This window comes from Kangiella japonica, from assembly GCF_039523535.1.
GTDB lineage: Bacteria > Pseudomonadota > Gammaproteobacteria > Enterobacterales > Kangiellaceae > Kangiella > Kangiella japonica.
This window is the reverse complement of the sequence record NZ_BAAAFM010000003.1, coordinates 754834-770663: the sequence shown is the minus strand read 5'-3', so window position 1 is coordinate 770663 and position 15830 is coordinate 754834. Positions and strand designations below refer to the sequence as shown.

The window sequence follows — 15830 nt, the reverse complement described above, 5'->3', positions numbered from 1 at the left end:
TACCTTTTGCCCAGTTAGGGGGTTAGGCCTCTGCTAAATGCAGAAATGTCTTTTTTAGCGCCGGTCGATCGATTTTACCGTTAGCATTGCGCGGTAACTGCTCGACAAACTCGATAAATTTTGGCTGCATATAGTTTGGTAGCTGCTGTTGGCAAAAGCGCTTGATTGCTTTTGTGCTGTCTTCGTCGGGATGCACGTCTTGCGCCAACTTAATCACGAGCAACACAGCCTGCCCCAATTGTTGATGGGGTATGCCTATCGCGGCGACCTCGTCCACTAGCTCAAAATGATACAAAGTATCTTCAAGTTCTGCTGGACTGATTCGATAACCTGAGCATTTTATCATATCGTCTTTACGACCGATAAAATAAAGAAAGCCATCTTCGTCACGACTAACCGTATCGCCCGACCACACAGCGATTTCAGGTAACAACTGATCACCAGAAGGTAACGACTTAAAGCGTTCGGCAGTTTTTTCAGGGGCATTCCAGTAACCAAGGGTGACATGAACCCCTCGGTGAACCAGCTCTCCAGGCTCATTAGCGGCACATTCAGTGCCATCTTCTCGCAGTACTAATATTTGTGCGTTAGGAATGGCTTTGCCCATGGAGTTTGGGCGTTTATCGATCTCATCTGGCTCTAAATAAGTGGAGCGGAAAGCTTCGGTTAGGCCATACATCAAATAAGGTGCAGTATTTGGTAGCGCTTCTCTGAGTTGAGTTAACGTGGCTTCCGGCATGGCGCCCCCGCTATTGGTAATATAGCGAAGGGAATTTTGTGCCGACTGTGGCCACTCTAGTGACGCCAGTTGTACCCACAATGGCGGTACGGCGGCGAGTCCTGTGACTTGATGTTTCTCCACTTGGCGAATGACATCTCTTGGCAACAGGTATTCCATCAAAATCACTTTAGCACCGACTAAAAGCCCAGTGGTGACCTGACTCAAACCATAATCAAAACTTAAAGGCAGGACGGCCAATAAAATATCATCAGCGGTATTATGCAGATACTGGCTGACGCTTTGCGCTCCAGCGATAAGGTTTTGATGCGAAAGGCAGACGCCTTTGGGCTGGCCGGTAGAGCCCGACGTATAGAGAATTGCAGCCAAGTCTAGGGAAATGGCCTGACGGCGACGCGGATGCTCTGGGCTTGGTAATTCTGACCAAAAGCGAGTCGAGACAGTTTCCGGCTTACTGAACTTTGTCGAGTCATCGACTATTAAAAGGTGACTTAGATCCTCGCATTCATCAAAAATGCCCTGTAATATCTTGCTCCGCTGCGAGCTGGTCACGAGTAGTTCGATATTACAGTTTTGTGCGATATAGCTGACTTGTGCGGGTTTTAATAACGGATTAATCGGCACAAAAACCAAGCCTGCGCGACTGGCGGCGAAAAAGCTGATTACGGCTTCGACTTGCTTAGGTAAATAAACCCCGATACGCGTCATGGGCGCTAGACCAAGCTCGATGAAGTAATCGGCTAAACGATCGATAGCTTGATCCAGTTGTTGGTAGGTCAACTGTTGTTTGTTATCGTCGAGCGCAACTTTGTGGGCAAAATGCTGACTGCTTGTAGAAACAATATCATCAAACTGGCAAAGCATCTGTTTTCCGTTATTATGAATTGGATGAGCTAAAACACATTTTAGCGGTTTACAGCAACCGCGTCAGCTAAACCCATTAAAAATTAACCAAGCCATTAAGAAGCGGTATAAGGCAGTATAAGGGAAGGACAATTAATGAGATTGATTTGGTACATAGTTATAGTTTTTATAGCTTACGGCTCTTTGTACCCGTTTAATTTCGATTTGTCGCGCCCACTCCCCGAGGATTTAGGAGCTTGGCTCTTAAACTGGCAGCAACGAACCATTCGTTCGGATGTAATTGCGAATATCTTATTATTCATCCCTTATGGCTTTTTTGGTGCATTAATCGTCCAGCAAAAACAGCGAAAAGCTATCCTGTGGTCGATATTGCTGATGCTCGGTGGGGGCATTCTTTTTGCGGTCTGTCTACAATTTATTCAGTTTTACCTGCCATCACGGGTTTCCCATGCCGCCGATGCCTTGTTAAATGCCATTGGGATACTGATCGGTACTTCCTTAGCCGCTTATTCCAATAGCCAGCGTATTCAACGAATGATTCCGGCGCGTATGCGGGTCGCAATATCTCCTGCTTTTTTAGTCTTGTTTTTATGGATAGGTTGGCAGTTTTTCCCTTACATTCCTGTTTTCGAGAGCAAGCAGTTCGGGCAGAGTATCGACACTATCGTTAAAAGCACTTGGTCGCTCAACGTTTGGGTACAGAACGTAATATTCTGGTTAATTTTCTATCATTTAGTAAAGCGGGTATTAGGAAAAGAGTATCGCTTAGGCTTTATTGTGTTTTTATCGGTATTTGTCTTGATCATCAAACTCGCAATGTATCGTTCGCAAATGGGTTGGAGCGAGATCAGCGCGATACCCTTGGCAATTGTTATTCACCAAAGTGTGTCACGACGTTGGATGGTGCCGATGATTGCTGTAGCAACTATTGGCTTATTGTTATGGAAAGGGCTTTACCCCTTAAAGTTCAAGGGTACCATGAACAATTTTCAGTGGTTACCGTTTGATGATTTCTTGACCGGTTCAACCTGGTACAACTTGAGCCAACTTATCGAGGAATCGTTGTTATTAGCATCGGTCGGGTATTTCTGTGCTCGTTGGTGGTCAAATTACCGACTAGCTTCGGGGTTATTAGTGTGTTTATCGGTCATTATCACAGTGTTGCAACTGTTCTTGGTGGGGAAGTATCCGGATATTACGTTATTCGTAATGGCGGTGGTGATCGGTATTTTGTTGGTGCGGTTACAGGCGATCCAAAGAGCGCGCTGAAATCCCTTTCAGAATAAAAACCCAGACTAGGGTGTGTATAAGGTATAAAGCTCGTTTTCCTCAAGCGATACGCGGTGGGTTAAAACTTCGCCAACCTGCTGGTACTCTTGTGGAAAATGCTCCTGCAACACGGACATTTTGATTGGCTTTGAATAACGTTTACAGAATTTAATCACCGCTTGAGCGATATCATTCATTTCATTGCGAAAGTCTTTTACCAACTGCATCGAGGATGCGTCATCCGTCAGGTTCTGCTCTAGGTAAACATAAAATTTCACATTTTCTTTTAATAAATGCGCCTGAAAGTCACGCTTAAACTGAGTGACTAACTCTGCCAACTTATGTGGATTGTTGGCCTGATATCCCAGTTCCCACATTTGTCCAAAAAGCGTCACCAGATGACTATGGTCATTTTTCAAATTATCAACTAAAGCCGGATCAAACTGAATGCCTTTTTTGGTGGGAGCAGCGTTTGATTGTCTCGGTGGTGGTGGCGCAGTTTTCTGTTGAGCTTGTGGCCTTTTTGTAAAAAAGTCTTTTATAAACCCCATTGCTATCTCCTAAGCTAAATAAAAAATCGTTACTTTTTTGTTGTAGTAACAACTTAGTAGACACTAAAAAAAAGACATTTTCAATAATTATAAGTCATTAATATATATGGAAATAATGCGAATTCGCATTATGCGCAGATGCATTGAATTCAATTCATATTTGCAGGAAAAGCATTTTCTAATGATTAAATGATAACCAAGTCATAAAAAAATAAAAAAAAGCCCTATAAAACGTGGATTTTTTATAAGGGCTGTGATTAGTAAATAGAGAGCATACTAAAAAATGCCAACAATAATTATAAAGTCAAATCTGCATTGGCCGGTTTGGAGATGCAAAATACCCACTGTGAGGAAAGACCATGTTGAAGACAAAATTAACACAATTAAACCAAGAATTATCGAGCCATGAGGCCTACCAAGCGTTGAATAGTGTGACTAGTGTTCGCACTTTTATGGAATACCATATTTACGCCGTTTGGGATTTCATGAGCCTACTTAAATCTTTGCAGCAACGCTTAACCTGCGTTGATGTGCCTTGGATCGAGTCGAAGCAAGATCCTGAAGTAGTGCGCTTTATTAACGAAATCGTTATTGGCGAAGAAAGTGATCTAGACCCAGAAGGGAACGCGGTCAGCCATTACTCGCTGTATTTAAAAGCGATGGACGAGGTTGGCGCCGATACTAGCCGCATTAAGCAATTTATCGAAACCCAAGATCTGAGTTTGATCCCTGATGGTGCGCGCCAGTTCGTGGAATATAATCTCGAGATCGCCAAAAACGGCAGTGACGTTGAAGTTGCTTCAGCGTTTTTGTATGGCCGTGAAAAGTTGATCCCAGATATGTTCACGGCGATTAAAGATGTGATGTCGGCGGAGCAAGTTGATTGCCCAACGTTAATTTATTACCTAGAGCGACACATTGAGTTAGATGGTGATGAGCATGGGCCGTTAGCCGAAAAGTGCCTGCAAGCTCTTTGTGGCGATGATGCTGCTAAGTGGCAAAGCGCTGAAGACATCGCGGTAGAGAGTTTAAAACTACGATCACGTCTATGGGATGCTGTGCTCGAAGCGATTAATGAAAAGCGCGAAAAAGCAGCATAAGAGCTAAAGCTCGTGTCATTCCGACAAATAAGGAGTAAAAGTTAGTAAAAAGCAGGGAAGCTTTAGTTTCGATATTAGAAGTCGTGATAAAGATTCTGTAGAATGGGCAAAAACCTTACCGATAGACCTATTTATGCAAAATATTGTTATCGCGCCTTCTATTCTTTCCGCTGACTTTGCACGACTTGGTGAAGAAGTCGAAAATGTCTTAAAAGCGGGGTCCGACTGGGTCCACTTTGACGTGATGGACAACCATTATGTTCCTAACCTCACGATTGGCCCTATGGTTTGCAAAGCATTGCGCGACTATGGTATAGAAGCGCCGATCGATGTGCATCTTATGGTTGAGCCAGTGGACAGCATCATTCCAGATTTTGCTAAAGCGGGCGCTACTTACATCAGTTTCCACCCAGAAGCCTCGAAGCACGTCGACCGTACTATCGGTTTGATTAAGGAGCACGGTTGTAAAGCGGGTGTTGTGCTGAACCCTGCGACCCCTGTGAGCATTCTTGAGTACATTATTGATAAAGTCGATTTAGTCTTGTTGATGTCGGTTAATCCTGGCTTTGGTGGTCAAAGCTTTATTCCTTCGACTTTGCGTAAATGTCAGCAAGTACGCCAACTAATCGATGAGTCGGGGCGCGATATCCGCTTGGAAATTGATGGTGGCGTGAAAATTGATAATATCGAAGAAATTGCAGCCTGTGGCGTCGATACATTTGTCGCCGGCTCTGCAATTTTTAATACCGATGATTATCAAGCCACTGTTAGCCAGATGAAAGCGAATGCCGAGAAAGGCGCATCACGATAAGGATGACCAAACTTACTTTTCCCGACTTGGTCATTTTTGACCTCGACGGGACCCTCGTTGATAGTGCTGGCGACATTCAGGTTGCGGCTAATAATACCTTTGAAGAGCTCGATTTGCCTGAGCAACCATTGAATCAGATTAAACGCTGGATTGGTGGTGGCGCTCAAGTCTTTGTTGAGCAGGCTCTAGAGTATTTCGGCAAACCCGAGTGGTTTGAGCAAACCTATCGCCTTTTCATGCAGTTTTACCGCGCCCTTCCGGCGGATAGGACCGTGATGTTTGATGGCGTACAAACATTGCTCGATCAGTTAAAGCAGTCGGGCGTCAAAATGGCGGTGGTGAGTAATAAGCCCCATGAACTTATCGGGCCCATAATTAAACATCTAAAACTCGATGGCTATTTCGAGATAGTTCTCGGTGGTGATAGTTTACCTGAGAAAAAACCAAGCCCAGAGCCATTGCTTCATGTCTGCCGAGAGCTTAAGGTCGAGCCCAACAACTGCTGGATGGTGGGCGATTCGTCGAAGGACGCAGAGGCCGCCGTTCACGCCAAGATGCCTTTTGTTGGTGTGACTTATGGTTATGCGTTGAATCCTAGCGATATTCGGCCCCAAGGCGTGAAGCACACTGTTGTCGACAATTTAGAACAACTAACCCCTTTGATTTCGGTTGAGAGAGATTCCTATGCGTAAGGTTTCTCTTGTTGAGGTGATATATGCGTAAAGTATGGTGGATTTTAGCGACATTAATGATAGTCGCGACACTTGGCCACTACATGAGCGATCTAAGTGCGATTGAGCAGTGTGTGAGCGCTGGCGACAGTTATCATTACGATAAGCACCTCTGCTCAAAACAAAGTATCTACGATGGTGACACTGGTTTTATGAATAACCACTGGCCATTAATGACGATGCTAGTCTTGAGTATCGCCTTTCTGATTGCTTCCTTGATTATTAAAGAGCCACCAGCGAGCCGCAAAAAGTTGTTAATGGTCGATAATTACGATTCCTTTACCTACAACTTAGTGCAGTATTTTGGCCAGCTTGGGCTAGAAGTCATCGTGAAACGTAACGATGAACTGACGGTTGAAGAGGTGAATGAGATGGAGCCAGACTTTATCGTTATCTCGCCAGGGCCTTGTACGCCAAATGAATCAGGCGTGAGCATAGATATTCTCAAAGAATTAGCAGAAGAATACCCAATCCTTGGCGTTTGTCTGGGCCACCAAGCGATGGCGCAAGTGTTTGGCGGTAATGTGATAAAGGCCAAGCAAGTCATGCACGGCAAAACCTCAGAGATTTACCATAACGACACAGGCGTCTTTAACGGCTTACCGAATCCATTTCAGGCGACCCGTTACCATTCGCTAGTCGTCGATACGCCGAGTCTGCCTAAAGAGTTTGAAATAACGGCATGGACCGAAGACGAAGAAGGTGAGTTGGAATACATTATGGGCATCAAGCACAAAATCTTGAAGCTTGAAGGCGTACAGTTTCACCCTGAATCGATCTTAAGCGAGAAGGGCCACCAACTGCTGAAGAACTTTATTGAATCAGGTAAACAGGCATAAAAAAGCCCTGCGATTGCAGGGCTAACAATAGTTGTATCTCGGCGCGCTATTAGCGAGCGCCAAAGATGACCATAGTTTTTCCTTTAACATGGATATGGTCTTGCTCTTCTAGAGCTTTTAATACTCGACCCACCATTTCTCGTGAACAGCCAACTATACGACTTAATTCTTGGCGAGTAACTTTAATTTGCATGCCATCAGGGTGTGTCATCGCATCAGGCTCTTTAGCTAATTCAAGAAGAGCGTGAGCAACACGGCCTGTGACGTCGAGGAAGGCTAAATCACCAACCTTGCGGCTGGTTTTTTGGAGACGACTCGCTAATTGAGTGGCCAGCTTGAATAAAACGTCAGGATTATCCTTAGTTAGCTGGCGGAACTTTTCATAGCTGATTTCCGCAACTTCGCACTCGGTTTTAGTTCTTACCCATGCCGTGCGATCGTGATCATCAGTGAATAAACCCATCTCACCGAAGAAATCGCCAGGGTTTAAGTAAGCAAGTACTAACTCACGACCTTCGTCGTCTTCGATTAATACTGTTACCGAGCCTTCAAGTAAAAAATACAAAGTGTTAGAAGAGTCACCCGCGTAGATAAGGGTGCTTTTGGTTGGGAAACGGCGTCTCTGACAGTGATTTAGGAACCACTGAATGGTCTCGTCTTGAGCCAGATGATAAGGTAACGCCATGTGATATTTCCTATTTTGTTGTAATCATTCAGAATATAGCATGAAATCTTAGTGCCGTACCCCTTTAAAATCAAATTCGATATGGCACTATATAGCCTCTAAAAGCTTTAACTAGGTCACAAATCATTATGAAAGTAACAATTGACTGGGTCAACGACCTTAATTTTATTGGGAAAAACAGCAAAAGACAAAAAGTTATGTTTGGCGCTGAAGGCGATTATGCCTCGCCAATGGAGAATTTACTGATGTCAGTGGGCGCTTGCGCCTCGGTGGATGTGGTGATGATCCTTAAAAAAGCTCGCCAAGACATTACTGGCTGTCACTGTGAGATAGACTCTGACAGAGCCGACGAGCCACCGCGCCGTTTTATAGGCTTGAGAATGAAGTTTGTCGTTCGCGGTAAAGGTCTATCGGAAAAACAGGTTAAAAAAGCGGTCGATTTGTCGGTTGAGAAATACTGCTCAGTAATGCACTCGCTCGATCCGAATATGCCTGTCGAAACCAGCTATCAAATAGTGCCAGTGTAAGGAACTCCCATGAAAAGGCCCGCAAAACACTTAGGAATGCGCCACCTAGCGCTGTTTGTCGAGGATTTAGCCGCAGCAGAGCACTTCTATATCGAATTGCTTGGAATGGACGTCGAATGGCGCCCAGACGACGCTAACGTCTATTTAACCTCGCAAGGCCATGACAACCTAGCTCTGCACAGCAAACATCCCGATTTAGACACCTCAGGCGGCCAAAAGCTCGATCATTTGGGCTTTATTATGAACACCGCCGAAGAAGTGGACCAGTGGTATGAGTTTTTTAAAGAAAACGGCGTCCAAATGCTGACCGAGCCACGCAGACACCGCGACGGCGCGACTAGCTTTTATTGCCTGGATCCGGATGGGAACCGGGTGCAGATGATTCATCATCCACCAATCGTATCTAGCATCTGAACGTCGGCAATGCTTTGTTGAAATGTCTTGGCGTCAAAGTTGAGCCCTTGACTGTTGATATCAATAGTCATTGAACGGAGTGAGTAGGTTTTACCCTTTTCTTTGCTTGTCCAAAGAAAAGGGAGAAAAGAAAAGACACCCCCGATCGCTAGGCCCTGCGGGCTTCCCTCGCTCAAGCAAGTTACTCACGCGCCGTCAAACTCGACGTCCTGTCTCGTTTTGACTAAATTGGGCTATCCTGCCCAATTTACGCTATAACTTGCTTTTACTCGGCTAACTTTAGGGGCAATTTAATAGTGCCTGTAAATTCGTGTCCTCCATTTATATAAGGCTAGAGCCTTTTTAATAAGCAAAGTCCGAATTGGGCTAACATCTTTTGACATTGGTGAATATACATCTTTGAAAGTGACTCTGGTGATAGGTAGGCATACTGATCCTTTACACCATCTATGTGCTTAATAGCATTTTTAGGATAGTTGAATCTTTTTATAGCAACTTTGGGTTTGGAAAAGAAGCTTGAGTCTGAATCATAGAAATCTTTAACCATTTGCTTTAATTTTTGAGTTGAACTTTCAAAGCCATTAATCTCACAAAGTCCTGATAGTAGTTCAGATGCAGCTGCTGATAAGTGCACGCAAGAAAGATATCGTGTCTTGTAATGAAGGTCGATGGCATCTTCTAACATATCCATTGCTATTTCACCTTTATGTACCTTCATTTCATATGGCCCTTTTAAGCTGGTAGTTGATGTAGTTAATGAGAATATATCAGTTAATGGGAGTGCTACCTACCCTTTATATTGAGCTGAGGATAAAGCAAGTTATAGCAATCAAAATCGTGGAGGATTTTGATAGTGAAAAACAGGCCATGGAGGGACTGTCTTTCACGGTGCGTTAAGTAACTTGGTTTGTTCGAAGGAAATCATTCGCAGAATGATCTCAATATAGGGGTGGACTTCTTTTGGTTACTTTTCTTGTCCACGCAAGAAAAGTAACTCGCTGAGAAGCGAAATTAATAGTCTGATTAGAACTCAGAAGGGAATACTGAGAGACATATTCTAAATGTTAAGAGATTGCTTCGCTCTGCTCGCAATGACGTGTTAGAGCTGAACTAACGACGTATCCGGATACTTCCCCGTCCAAAGCCCAAATGATTCGGCGCCTTGTTCAATCAGCATACCTAAACCATGGAATTGATTATTGGTGTGTGCTTTGGCAGCTTCTAAAAACTGACCTGCTTTATCGCCGTAGTTGAGGTTGTAGGCGACGGAGTTATCAGCAAAAGTGATTTGGCTTAGAAACTTCTCGGCGTTAAAACTAACGGAGTTGACGATGAGGTCAACCGCGATTGATACTGAATAAAGCTTGATGGTGCCAAGATGTACCAGGTCTTTGGCTAGCTGTTCGGCTTTGCTTAGAGTGCGATTTATAAGGTAAACCTCAAAGCCGTCGAGTAATAGCGACTGAGCGATACAGCGGGCGACGCCACCTGCGCCAAGCAGAACTGCGCGTTTGTTTTGAAAGTCGATGTTGTGTTCTTTTTGCTTGGCGTATAGGTCTCGCAGGAAGCCCATGCCATCAGTGCTGTCGCCAAGAATACCTTCTGGCGTGTAAACCAGCGTATTAACACTATTAGAGTCTTTAGCGCGATCGGTAATAAGGTCAGCGTACTCTAAAGCATCTAGTTTAAAAGGAGCGGTTATATTGAGCCCTTTGCCACCGCTTTGAAAGAAGTCGTTAAGCACGCGGTTAAAACCTTTGGTGCTTGGGCAATATTTTGAATACACAATGTCTAAGCCAGTCTGTTCCGCAAACTGTTGATGCAGCTGTGGCGACATGCTGTGTGATATGGGGTTTCCGACAACCCCGTAGCGAAGTGGTTTGTTCATAACTCGATTGTTCTATTGCACCTTTCTTATTGAGAGAGGCCAAAAATAATATATAAAACGATACTGATACCGCCTGCGGTCATAGCATAAGGTAACTGGGTTTTTACGTGATCGAGTAGGTCACAGCCCGCCGCCAATGACGAAATCACGGTGGTGTCAGAAATTGGTGAGGCGTGGTCGCCAAATACAGCGCCACCTAACACTGCGCCTAACACTAGACTTGGTGAAATTCCCAAGGCCAAAGCTAGTGGAATAGCGATAGGGATTAAAATACCAAAAGTGCCCCAAGAGGTCCCTGTGGTAAAAGAAATAAAACCCGCCAAGACGAATATCAGGGCTGGGATTAACCATAACGGAATAAAGTCACCGACCGCTTGCGCCACAAACTCACCTGTTTTTAGCTCGCCCATGACCGAGGAGAGAGCGAAGGCTAACAGCACTAGTGTGACCAATGGCAAAAGATTACCTAAGCCTTTGAAGCTTTCGGTCATTAACTCTTTGGTCGGCTTTTTCGCGTCATAACGCAGTAAACCAAGCGCTAAAAGCGTCGATAAGATCACTGACCAAAGCACCGACTCGGAGCCTGAGCCTTGGCGAATATCACCGTCACCGGTAATAACCATAAAGACCAGAATGCTCACAACCATTAAAATAAGAGGTGCCAGCATGTAACGCTTTTTAGTCGCTTTAGGTAGGTCTTGTTCGGCTTGTTGCTGATGGGTGATTTTGTTTTCCATGGTTTTCAGTGGGCCATGTACTTTAGTGCTGAGCACCGTATAAAAAACAATCAACAGAGTTACGATAGCGTAAAAATTCAGAGCAATACTGCCGACCATGACTGCCGTCGGATCGCTAACTGCTGTTTTTTCAACGTGGCCTAAAATAGCCGCGCCCCAACCATTTAGCAGGATTAATACACTAATCGGCGCGCAGGTTGAGTCGATAATGTAGGCTAAACGAAGGCGGCTCATCTTGAGCTTATCGAATAGAGCTTGCGACGAGAGGCCGGCGGTTAAAACGCTCATGTTGGTGTCAATAAATATGGAGCTGCCTAAAATTGTGGGTAGCAGACCAGCTTTGCGCTGATTATCGACCAGGCTTCTATGAGTTAGCCAATCGACAAAAGCAGTAACACCACCAGAAATTTTGATAAGTTGGATTAGTGCGCCGATTAACAGGCTGAACATTAAGATTCGAGTGTTATAGCCGCTGGAAAAAACGTTAATAATACGATCGACGCTATCAGTAAACGCATAGATTGGGTTGCCGCCGACAAGAATGAGGGACGCAGTGAATATTGCCAACAATAGGGCGATGGTGACTTCGCGCTTCCAGATGGCAAATATAATGGCCACGATGGGCGGTAAGATGCTTAACCAACTCATAGGTTTTAAGGTTTTATGTTAGACTGTTAAGCCTAAGTCATTCTTTGTTGTAAGGTCGAAAAAGCACCTTATAGCAATCGGTCAGTAAATTCAATGAAGCAAAAAGTTACCGCTAAACGATTTGTCGCTGGGGCTAAGTGCCCTAAGTGCCAGCAAATGGATACAACCGTTTGTTATTACGAAGATGAAATCTTTGTGCGTGAGTGTATCGAGTGCGATTTTAATGAAAAAATTAGCAATGATAACGAGCCCGCATCCGCTCCAAAAATGATAAAAATAAAAGAATTATAGTTCCGAAATTTAACGATAAATCTTCTATCCATACCCAGTAATTTGCTCGATAATAGCGGCCACGAAAGCTTTGAGTTCTAGACATGTTAAAACTGATAGGTTTGGGGATACTCTCTGGGTTGTTCTTTAGTGCAACCTTTGTACTTAATGAGGCGATGAGTGCCGCCGGCGGTCATTGGCTATGGTCTGCCAGTCTTCGTTATGGCTTTGTCATAATCTTCTTAACCCTGTTTCTCTTAATGCGAAAAGGTGTTTCCTACTTAAAAGAGTTAACGAGGTTGTTACTGGAGTACAAAAGCTTTTGGGTAATAACCGGTACTATCGGTTTCGGCTTTTTCTAATTGTTTCTATGTTACAGCGCTGATCACACGCCGGGTTGGATTATTTCCGCTACCTGGCAGTTTACGCTGGTGGCGAGCTCAATTATCTTTGGTTTACTAGGAAAAAGCTTCCATCCACTGGTTTGGGTCTTCGCCATCGTTATTGTCGCTGGCGTGGTATTGGTGAATTTAAGCCACCTACATACCATGACTTCGGATCAATTGATTTATGGTGCTGTTCCAGTGCTGATTGCCGCATTCTGCTACCCACTGGGTAATCAAATACTGTGGGAAGCGAAGTATGGCACCCACAAGCGCATTCCTCATATAAAAAGCCCGCTATTAAATGATGTCTTTGCCAAAATATGGTTGCTCTCGGTGGGGACTATACCATTGTGGTTAATTCTGGTAGCAGTAGTACAACCCGAGCCACCATCTGTGGGGCAATTGACTAGTACGGCTATTGTGGCGTTATGTTCGGGAGTGATTGCCACGGGACTATTCATTCTGGCTAGAAACAAAGCCTCCAATACCACAGAAATCGCGGCGGTGGACGCGACGCAAGCATCCGATGTATTGTTTGCGATCATTGGTGGTTATTTATTGCTGGGCTCTGAGTTGCCGAATCTGGTGTCTACAATTGGGATCATCGTCATTGTGATTGGCCTAGGCCTGTTCCTGAAATACCAAAAGTTAGAACCGAAGCCGAAAATCCCTACCGATAAAGTCGTTTAAATTATGAAGATAGTTATTTAGGCTGAGAGCGACATAGGAACCGAGCCATAAAAAAGAGCGGTGAAAAACCGCCCCTAATGATTACAGATTAAGTTTCATTGCTATTTTTTGCTATTCTTCGCTGAAGTCCGCAATAACTTGATGTTTCTTTTGCGGACTCACTTCATTCGCCAGTCCTGTATAAAATACTTCTTGCGCCTGAATCGGGTGGCCCAGTTCTTTATAAGCTTGCCCCAAGTAGTAGTATGCTTCTGCCGATGGTTGTTGCTCAATACTTTGCTCAAGGTATTTCTTGGCTTTTCCCCAGAGCTGCGCGCGCAAAGAGAGCTTGCCAAGCGTTGTCAGCAGTACGGCATTATTTGGTTTTTGCTTTAACCAGGTTTCGGCGGTGGCTAATGTGCGCGAAGGCTCTTGGCTTTCGATCATGCCGTACAGCTCTGCCAATCGTTCTTGCCACTGCTGTTTCATTGAGTCTTTGATGTGCAGTTCTAGCTGATCGTATTGGTGTTGCTCGGCAAGGATTTCAGCATAAGCCAACTGGGCTTCAGGACGTTTGCAAACGTTCTTTGAAAGCTTTAACCATTGTTCATTAACAGCCGTTAAGCCGTCACGCTGAGCAATTAAGGTCAATAATTTGGCCCAAGCAATAACCTCAATGTCGGCAACGTGCTCTGCGCTATAAACACGGTTTTTGTGAAGCTTTGGTAGTAACTCAATAATGCGTTCCCAATCACCAAGTTTGGTATAGAGCTGATGTAAAAGCTTGAGCACATAAGGGTGGTGTGGAGAAAGCTCACGCAGATGATTGAGTGTGGCTAACGCTTGCTCGTATTGGCGGTGACGAATTTTAAGTTGAGCCTGAGTTAAGCCAATGGCAATGTGCGCGTCAGGCTGGGCCTTAGCCGCTTCCTGCAAATACTGATCGCGACTTTTATGATCGTCTTGCTCTTGTGCCGCTCGTGCCGCTGCAAGGTAGTTAATTAGCTTAGTATCACGAAACTTTGCGCCTTTCACTAACAAGTTTTCGGCAGTTTTCCAATGACCCTCGGCAAGTGCGATCATGCCATCAATAGTCTGCTGGCGCGCTTTGCGCAAGTTTCTATCGCCAAACCAGCCTACCGTGAGGTTGCTGGTTTTTAGTAAGTAGCGAATAAGAATCCACAATAGCCACAGTCCAACGAGTGACAAAAGGACTATAGCAATGGCGAAATTATTCTTAAACTCGATAGCAGTTTGGTCTAGCAGTATATAAGTGGAGCCTGGGACATTGCTAATTAAAGGGCCCAAGATCAAGCCGCCGAAGAGCGCGATTAAGATGATCCATTTTAGCTTCATGCTGATGGCTCCTCTGCTGTCTCGTCTGGTTCATTGTCTGGTTGAGTGTCAGGAGCCACGCCCTCTTGCGCTTCTTTGGTAGTAGACGGTGACTCTAACCAAGCGTCTACTTTACTTTGTGAAATCTCACGAATTAAAGTGTAAGACTGTAAGGACTGCGGTAAATCTAACTCGACACTACCGTTGAGTAACTCCGAAACTTGTTCGAGAAAAGCTTGTGTTGCAGCAGGCTTTTGCTTGAAGTATTGCTCGACCCATTGTTTGACGTTGGTCAAGTTAGACTCAAACAGCGCTTGGTTATTTTGAAGTGCGGCCAACTGTGCTGTTTGTAGGTTGAGCAAGATGTTTTCGCGTAATAAACGATCTTTTTGTGGACTGATAAACGGCTGAGTCGATTCATCGAACTGGTGAACCGTGTAGTATTTACTGGCCGCTTTAGACATCGAGTTTTTAAAATGTTGCCAGCTCGAAAGATCGGTTTCTGGCTGAACTTCCTCAACGGAATTCTCTTTGTTTTCAAGTTGGACACTGGCTAATTCAAGCTGAGCTAGGCTGTCCTTCAGAGTTTCAATAGCAATAGCAATGCCTTCGACATCTAAGTTTCCGCTACTACGGACAGCGTTAATGTCTTGGCTAATGGCTTGGCGAAGTTGGGTTAGAGAGCCATCATCAAGGCTGGCTAACTGATTATCGGCTGCTTGTAATAAAGCAATAATTGAAGCTGCATCGTCGGTGAAGCTTAGCTTATAAGACGCTTCACGAATAAGATACTCGGCTTCGTTAAATAACCAGTCTTGTTGCTTTTCCGAACTAAAGGTTTGGAACTTGCGCTGCGTTGTTCTTAGTTGATCTTGCAGTTGCTCGACGTAGCGTTGGTTATCTTCAAGACGAGACATTAGCTTATCGAGCTTTTGGTTCTGCTCAGACAGTTGTGCGTTGAAGCGCGACTGTTGCTGCGAAACATTTTGTTCAATGTTTTCGATTCGATCAGCTTTATCAAGACTTGCCTGATAATTTTGCCATTTTTGCCAGCCAAAAAAGATGGCGTAGCCAATAGCTGCCAAAAGGATGATTAAGATAAACCATTTAATCGGCTTGGTAGCAGATTGGCTTTGAGTCTTATTAGGTTTTGATGAGCTAGGCTCTGACGAGTGAGCACCTGACTGACTAGAATCGGCCTGCTCTGAGTGTGGGTTATCATCGAAAGCTGAGTCGGCAGCGCTTTGCTCGACATCTAAATCAGTCTGGCTGCTACTCACTTTATCATAACTCTTGTCAGTAGAGTCCTCTTGGCGAGGATCGTTTGGTTCGCTAGTATTATCCTTGTTGCTCATCGGTTCTTTCTC

The 15830-nt window shown here is 44.6% G+C and carries 18 protein-coding genes; 10 read left to right on the top strand and 8 right to left on the bottom strand.

What is annotated here, in order from left to right; translation table 11 throughout:
- Positions 1-22: 22 nt before the first annotated feature.
- Positions 23-1603 carry an acyl-CoA ligase (AMP-forming), exosortase A system-associated gene (locus tag ABD128_RS07015; protein WP_343988530.1) on the bottom strand — a complete coding sequence of 527 codons (1581 nt, stop codon included), beginning with the start codon at positions 1601-1603 and terminating at the stop codon, positions 23-25.
- Positions 1604-1738: 135 nt separating this feature from the next.
- Between ABD128_RS07015 and ABD128_RS07010 the strand changes: the two genes are divergently transcribed.
- Positions 1739-2872, top strand: a complete 1134-nt coding sequence (locus ABD128_RS07010; protein WP_343988527.1) for a VanZ family protein — start codon at positions 1739-1741, stop codon at positions 2870-2872.
- A gap of 26 nt (positions 2873-2898) precedes the next feature.
- On the opposite strand, the gene ABD128_RS07005 is transcribed toward ABD128_RS07010, so the two are convergent.
- A complete protein-coding gene (locus ABD128_RS07005) occupies positions 2899-3423 on the bottom strand; it encodes a hemerythrin domain-containing protein (RefSeq protein WP_343988524.1) in 525 nt (174 codons plus the stop codon).
- A 359-nt stretch (positions 3424-3782) separates the two neighbouring features.
- Here ABD128_RS07005 and ABD128_RS07000 point away from each other — a divergent pair, with 359 nt between their 5' ends.
- The 4 genes from ABD128_RS07000 (at position 3783) to ABD128_RS06985 (ending at position 6904) form a co-directional block, all read left to right on the top strand.
- Positions 3783-4523 (top strand): DUF3050 domain-containing protein, encoded by a 741-nt coding sequence (locus ABD128_RS07000; protein WP_343988521.1) that lies wholly within the window; start codon positions 3783-3785, stop codon positions 4521-4523.
- 133 nt (positions 4524-4656) lie between these two features.
- Positions 4657-5334, top strand: a complete 678-nt coding sequence (gene rpe / locus ABD128_RS06995; protein ID WP_110200075.1) for a ribulose-phosphate 3-epimerase — start codon at positions 4657-4659, stop codon at positions 5332-5334.
- Positions 5335-5336: 2 nt separating this feature from the next.
- Entirely contained in the window at positions 5337-6026 is a 690-nt protein-coding gene (gene gph, locus ABD128_RS06990; RefSeq protein ID WP_343988517.1) for a phosphoglycolate phosphatase, read from the top strand.
- 296 nt (positions 6027-6322) lie between these two features.
- Positions 6323-6904, top strand: a complete 582-nt coding sequence (locus ABD128_RS06985; RefSeq protein ID WP_343989379.1) for an anthranilate synthase component II — start codon at positions 6323-6325, stop codon at positions 6902-6904.
- Positions 6905-6953: 49 nt separating this feature from the next.
- Here ABD128_RS06985 and crp read toward each other — a convergent pair whose 3' ends face one another.
- Positions 6954-7589, bottom strand: a complete 636-nt coding sequence (gene crp, locus ABD128_RS06980; RefSeq protein WP_110200069.1) for a cAMP-activated global transcriptional regulator CRP — start codon at positions 7587-7589, stop codon at positions 6954-6956.
- Between the two features lie 128 nt (positions 7590-7717).
- Here crp and ABD128_RS06975 point away from each other — a divergent pair, with 128 nt between their 5' ends.
- Together ABD128_RS06975 and ABD128_RS06970 are read left to right on the top strand one after the other, a co-directional pair.
- On the top strand, positions 7718-8116 hold the full coding sequence (locus tag ABD128_RS06975) for an OsmC family protein (protein ID WP_343988513.1): 399 nt from the start codon (positions 7718-7720) through the stop codon (positions 8114-8116).
- A gap of 9 nt (positions 8117-8125) precedes the next feature.
- A complete protein-coding gene (locus ABD128_RS06970; RefSeq protein ID WP_343988510.1) occupies positions 8126-8530 on the top strand; it encodes a VOC family protein in 405 nt (134 codons plus the stop codon).
- A gap of 331 nt (positions 8531-8861) precedes the next feature.
- Here ABD128_RS06970 and ABD128_RS06965 read toward each other — a convergent pair whose 3' ends face one another.
- From ABD128_RS06965 to ABD128_RS06955, 3 genes are all read right to left on the bottom strand, one after another.
- Complete coding sequence (locus tag ABD128_RS06965) at positions 8862-9248, bottom strand: hypothetical protein (protein WP_343988507.1); 387 nt, start codon at positions 9246-9248, stop codon at positions 8862-8864.
- Positions 9249-9629: 381 nt separating this feature from the next.
- Complete coding sequence (gene aroE / locus ABD128_RS06960) at positions 9630-10418, bottom strand: shikimate dehydrogenase (protein ID WP_343988505.1); 789 nt, start codon at positions 10416-10418, stop codon at positions 9630-9632.
- Between the two features lie 26 nt (positions 10419-10444).
- Positions 10445-11803, bottom strand: a complete 1359-nt coding sequence (locus ABD128_RS06955) for a Na+/H+ antiporter NhaC family protein (RefSeq protein WP_343988502.1) — start codon at positions 11801-11803, stop codon at positions 10445-10447.
- Between the two features lie 93 nt (positions 11804-11896).
- Here ABD128_RS06955 and ABD128_RS06950 point away from each other — a divergent pair, with 93 nt between their 5' ends.
- From ABD128_RS06950 to ABD128_RS06940, 3 genes are all read left to right on the top strand, one after another.
- Positions 11897-12094: a YheV family putative zinc ribbon protein gene (locus tag ABD128_RS06950; protein ID WP_343988499.1), complete on the top strand. Its 198-nt coding sequence runs from the start codon at positions 11897-11899 to the stop codon at positions 12092-12094.
- 83 nt (positions 12095-12177) lie between these two features.
- Positions 12178-12435 carry a hypothetical protein gene (locus tag ABD128_RS06945; RefSeq protein ID WP_343988496.1) on the top strand — a complete coding sequence of 86 codons (258 nt, stop codon included), beginning with the start codon at positions 12178-12180 and terminating at the stop codon, positions 12433-12435.
- Positions 12436-13149 carry a multidrug resistance efflux transporter family protein gene (locus ABD128_RS06940; protein ID WP_343988493.1) on the top strand — a complete coding sequence of 238 codons (714 nt, stop codon included), beginning with the start codon at positions 12436-12438 and terminating at the stop codon, positions 13147-13149.
- A 111-nt stretch (positions 13150-13260) separates the two neighbouring features.
- On the opposite strand, the gene ABD128_RS06935 is transcribed toward ABD128_RS06940, so the two are convergent.
- On the bottom strand, positions 13261-14484 hold the full coding sequence (locus ABD128_RS06935; protein WP_343988490.1) for a heme biosynthesis protein HemY: 1224 nt from the start codon (positions 14482-14484) through the stop codon (positions 13261-13263).
- Positions 14481-15818, bottom strand: coding sequence for a uroporphyrinogen-III C-methyltransferase (locus ABD128_RS06930; protein WP_343988487.1), 1338 nt, complete (start codon positions 15816-15818; stop codon positions 14481-14483). The genes ABD128_RS06935 and ABD128_RS06930 overlap by 4 nt, the downstream gene beginning before the upstream one ends.
- Positions 15819-15830: the final 12 nt, after the last annotated feature.

What these genes read in the sequence shown, in the direction of transcription:
- ABD128_RS06930 (WP_343988487.1), bottom strand. Translation starts at nt 15,818, where the DNA reads ATGAGCAACAAGGATAATACTAGCGAACCAAACGATCCTCGCCAAGAG.
- ABD128_RS06935 (WP_343988490.1), bottom strand. Translation starts at nt 14,484, where the DNA reads ATGAAGCTAAAATGGATCATCTTAATCGCGCTCTTCGGCGGCTTGATC.
- ABD128_RS06975 (WP_343988513.1), top strand. Translation starts at nt 7,718, where the DNA reads ATGAAAGTAACAATTGACTGGGTCAACGACCTTAATTTTATTGGGAAA.
- ABD128_RS06965 (WP_343988507.1), bottom strand. Translation starts at nt 9,248, where the DNA reads ATGAAGGTACATAAAGGTGAAATAGCAATGGATATGTTAGAAGATGCC.
- ABD128_RS07010 (WP_343988527.1), top strand. Translation starts at nt 1,739, where the DNA reads ATGAGATTGATTTGGTACATAGTTATAGTTTTTATAGCTTACGGCTCT.
- ABD128_RS07000 (WP_343988521.1), top strand. Translation starts at nt 3,783, where the DNA reads ATGTTGAAGACAAAATTAACACAATTAAACCAAGAATTATCGAGCCAT.
- aroE (WP_343988505.1), bottom strand. Translation starts at nt 10,418, where the DNA reads ATGAACAAACCACTTCGCTACGGGGTTGTCGGAAACCCCATATCACAC.
- rpe (WP_110200075.1), top strand. Translation starts at nt 4,657, where the DNA reads ATGCAAAATATTGTTATCGCGCCTTCTATTCTTTCCGCTGACTTTGCA.
- crp (WP_110200069.1), bottom strand. Translation starts at nt 7,589, where the DNA reads ATGGCGTTACCTTATCATCTGGCTCAAGACGAGACCATTCAGTGGTTC.
- gph (WP_343988517.1), top strand. Translation starts at nt 5,337, where the DNA reads ATGACCAAACTTACTTTTCCCGACTTGGTCATTTTTGACCTCGACGGG.
- ABD128_RS07015 (WP_343988530.1), bottom strand. Translation starts at nt 1,603, where the DNA reads ATGCTTTGCCAGTTTGATGATATTGTTTCTACAAGCAGTCAGCATTTT.
- ABD128_RS06955 (WP_343988502.1), bottom strand. Translation starts at nt 11,803, where the DNA reads ATGAGTTGGTTAAGCATCTTACCGCCCATCGTGGCCATTATATTTGCC.
- ABD128_RS06945 (WP_343988496.1), top strand. Translation starts at nt 12,178, where the DNA reads ATGTTAAAACTGATAGGTTTGGGGATACTCTCTGGGTTGTTCTTTAGT.
- ABD128_RS07005 (WP_343988524.1), bottom strand. Translation starts at nt 3,423, where the DNA reads ATGGGGTTTATAAAAGACTTTTTTACAAAAAGGCCACAAGCTCAACAG.
- ABD128_RS06950 (WP_343988499.1), top strand. Translation starts at nt 11,897, where the DNA reads ATGAAGCAAAAAGTTACCGCTAAACGATTTGTCGCTGGGGCTAAGTGC.
- ABD128_RS06970 (WP_343988510.1), top strand. Translation starts at nt 8,126, where the DNA reads ATGAAAAGGCCCGCAAAACACTTAGGAATGCGCCACCTAGCGCTGTTT.
- ABD128_RS06985 (WP_343989379.1), top strand. Translation starts at nt 6,323, where the DNA reads ATGGTCGATAATTACGATTCCTTTACCTACAACTTAGTGCAGTATTTT.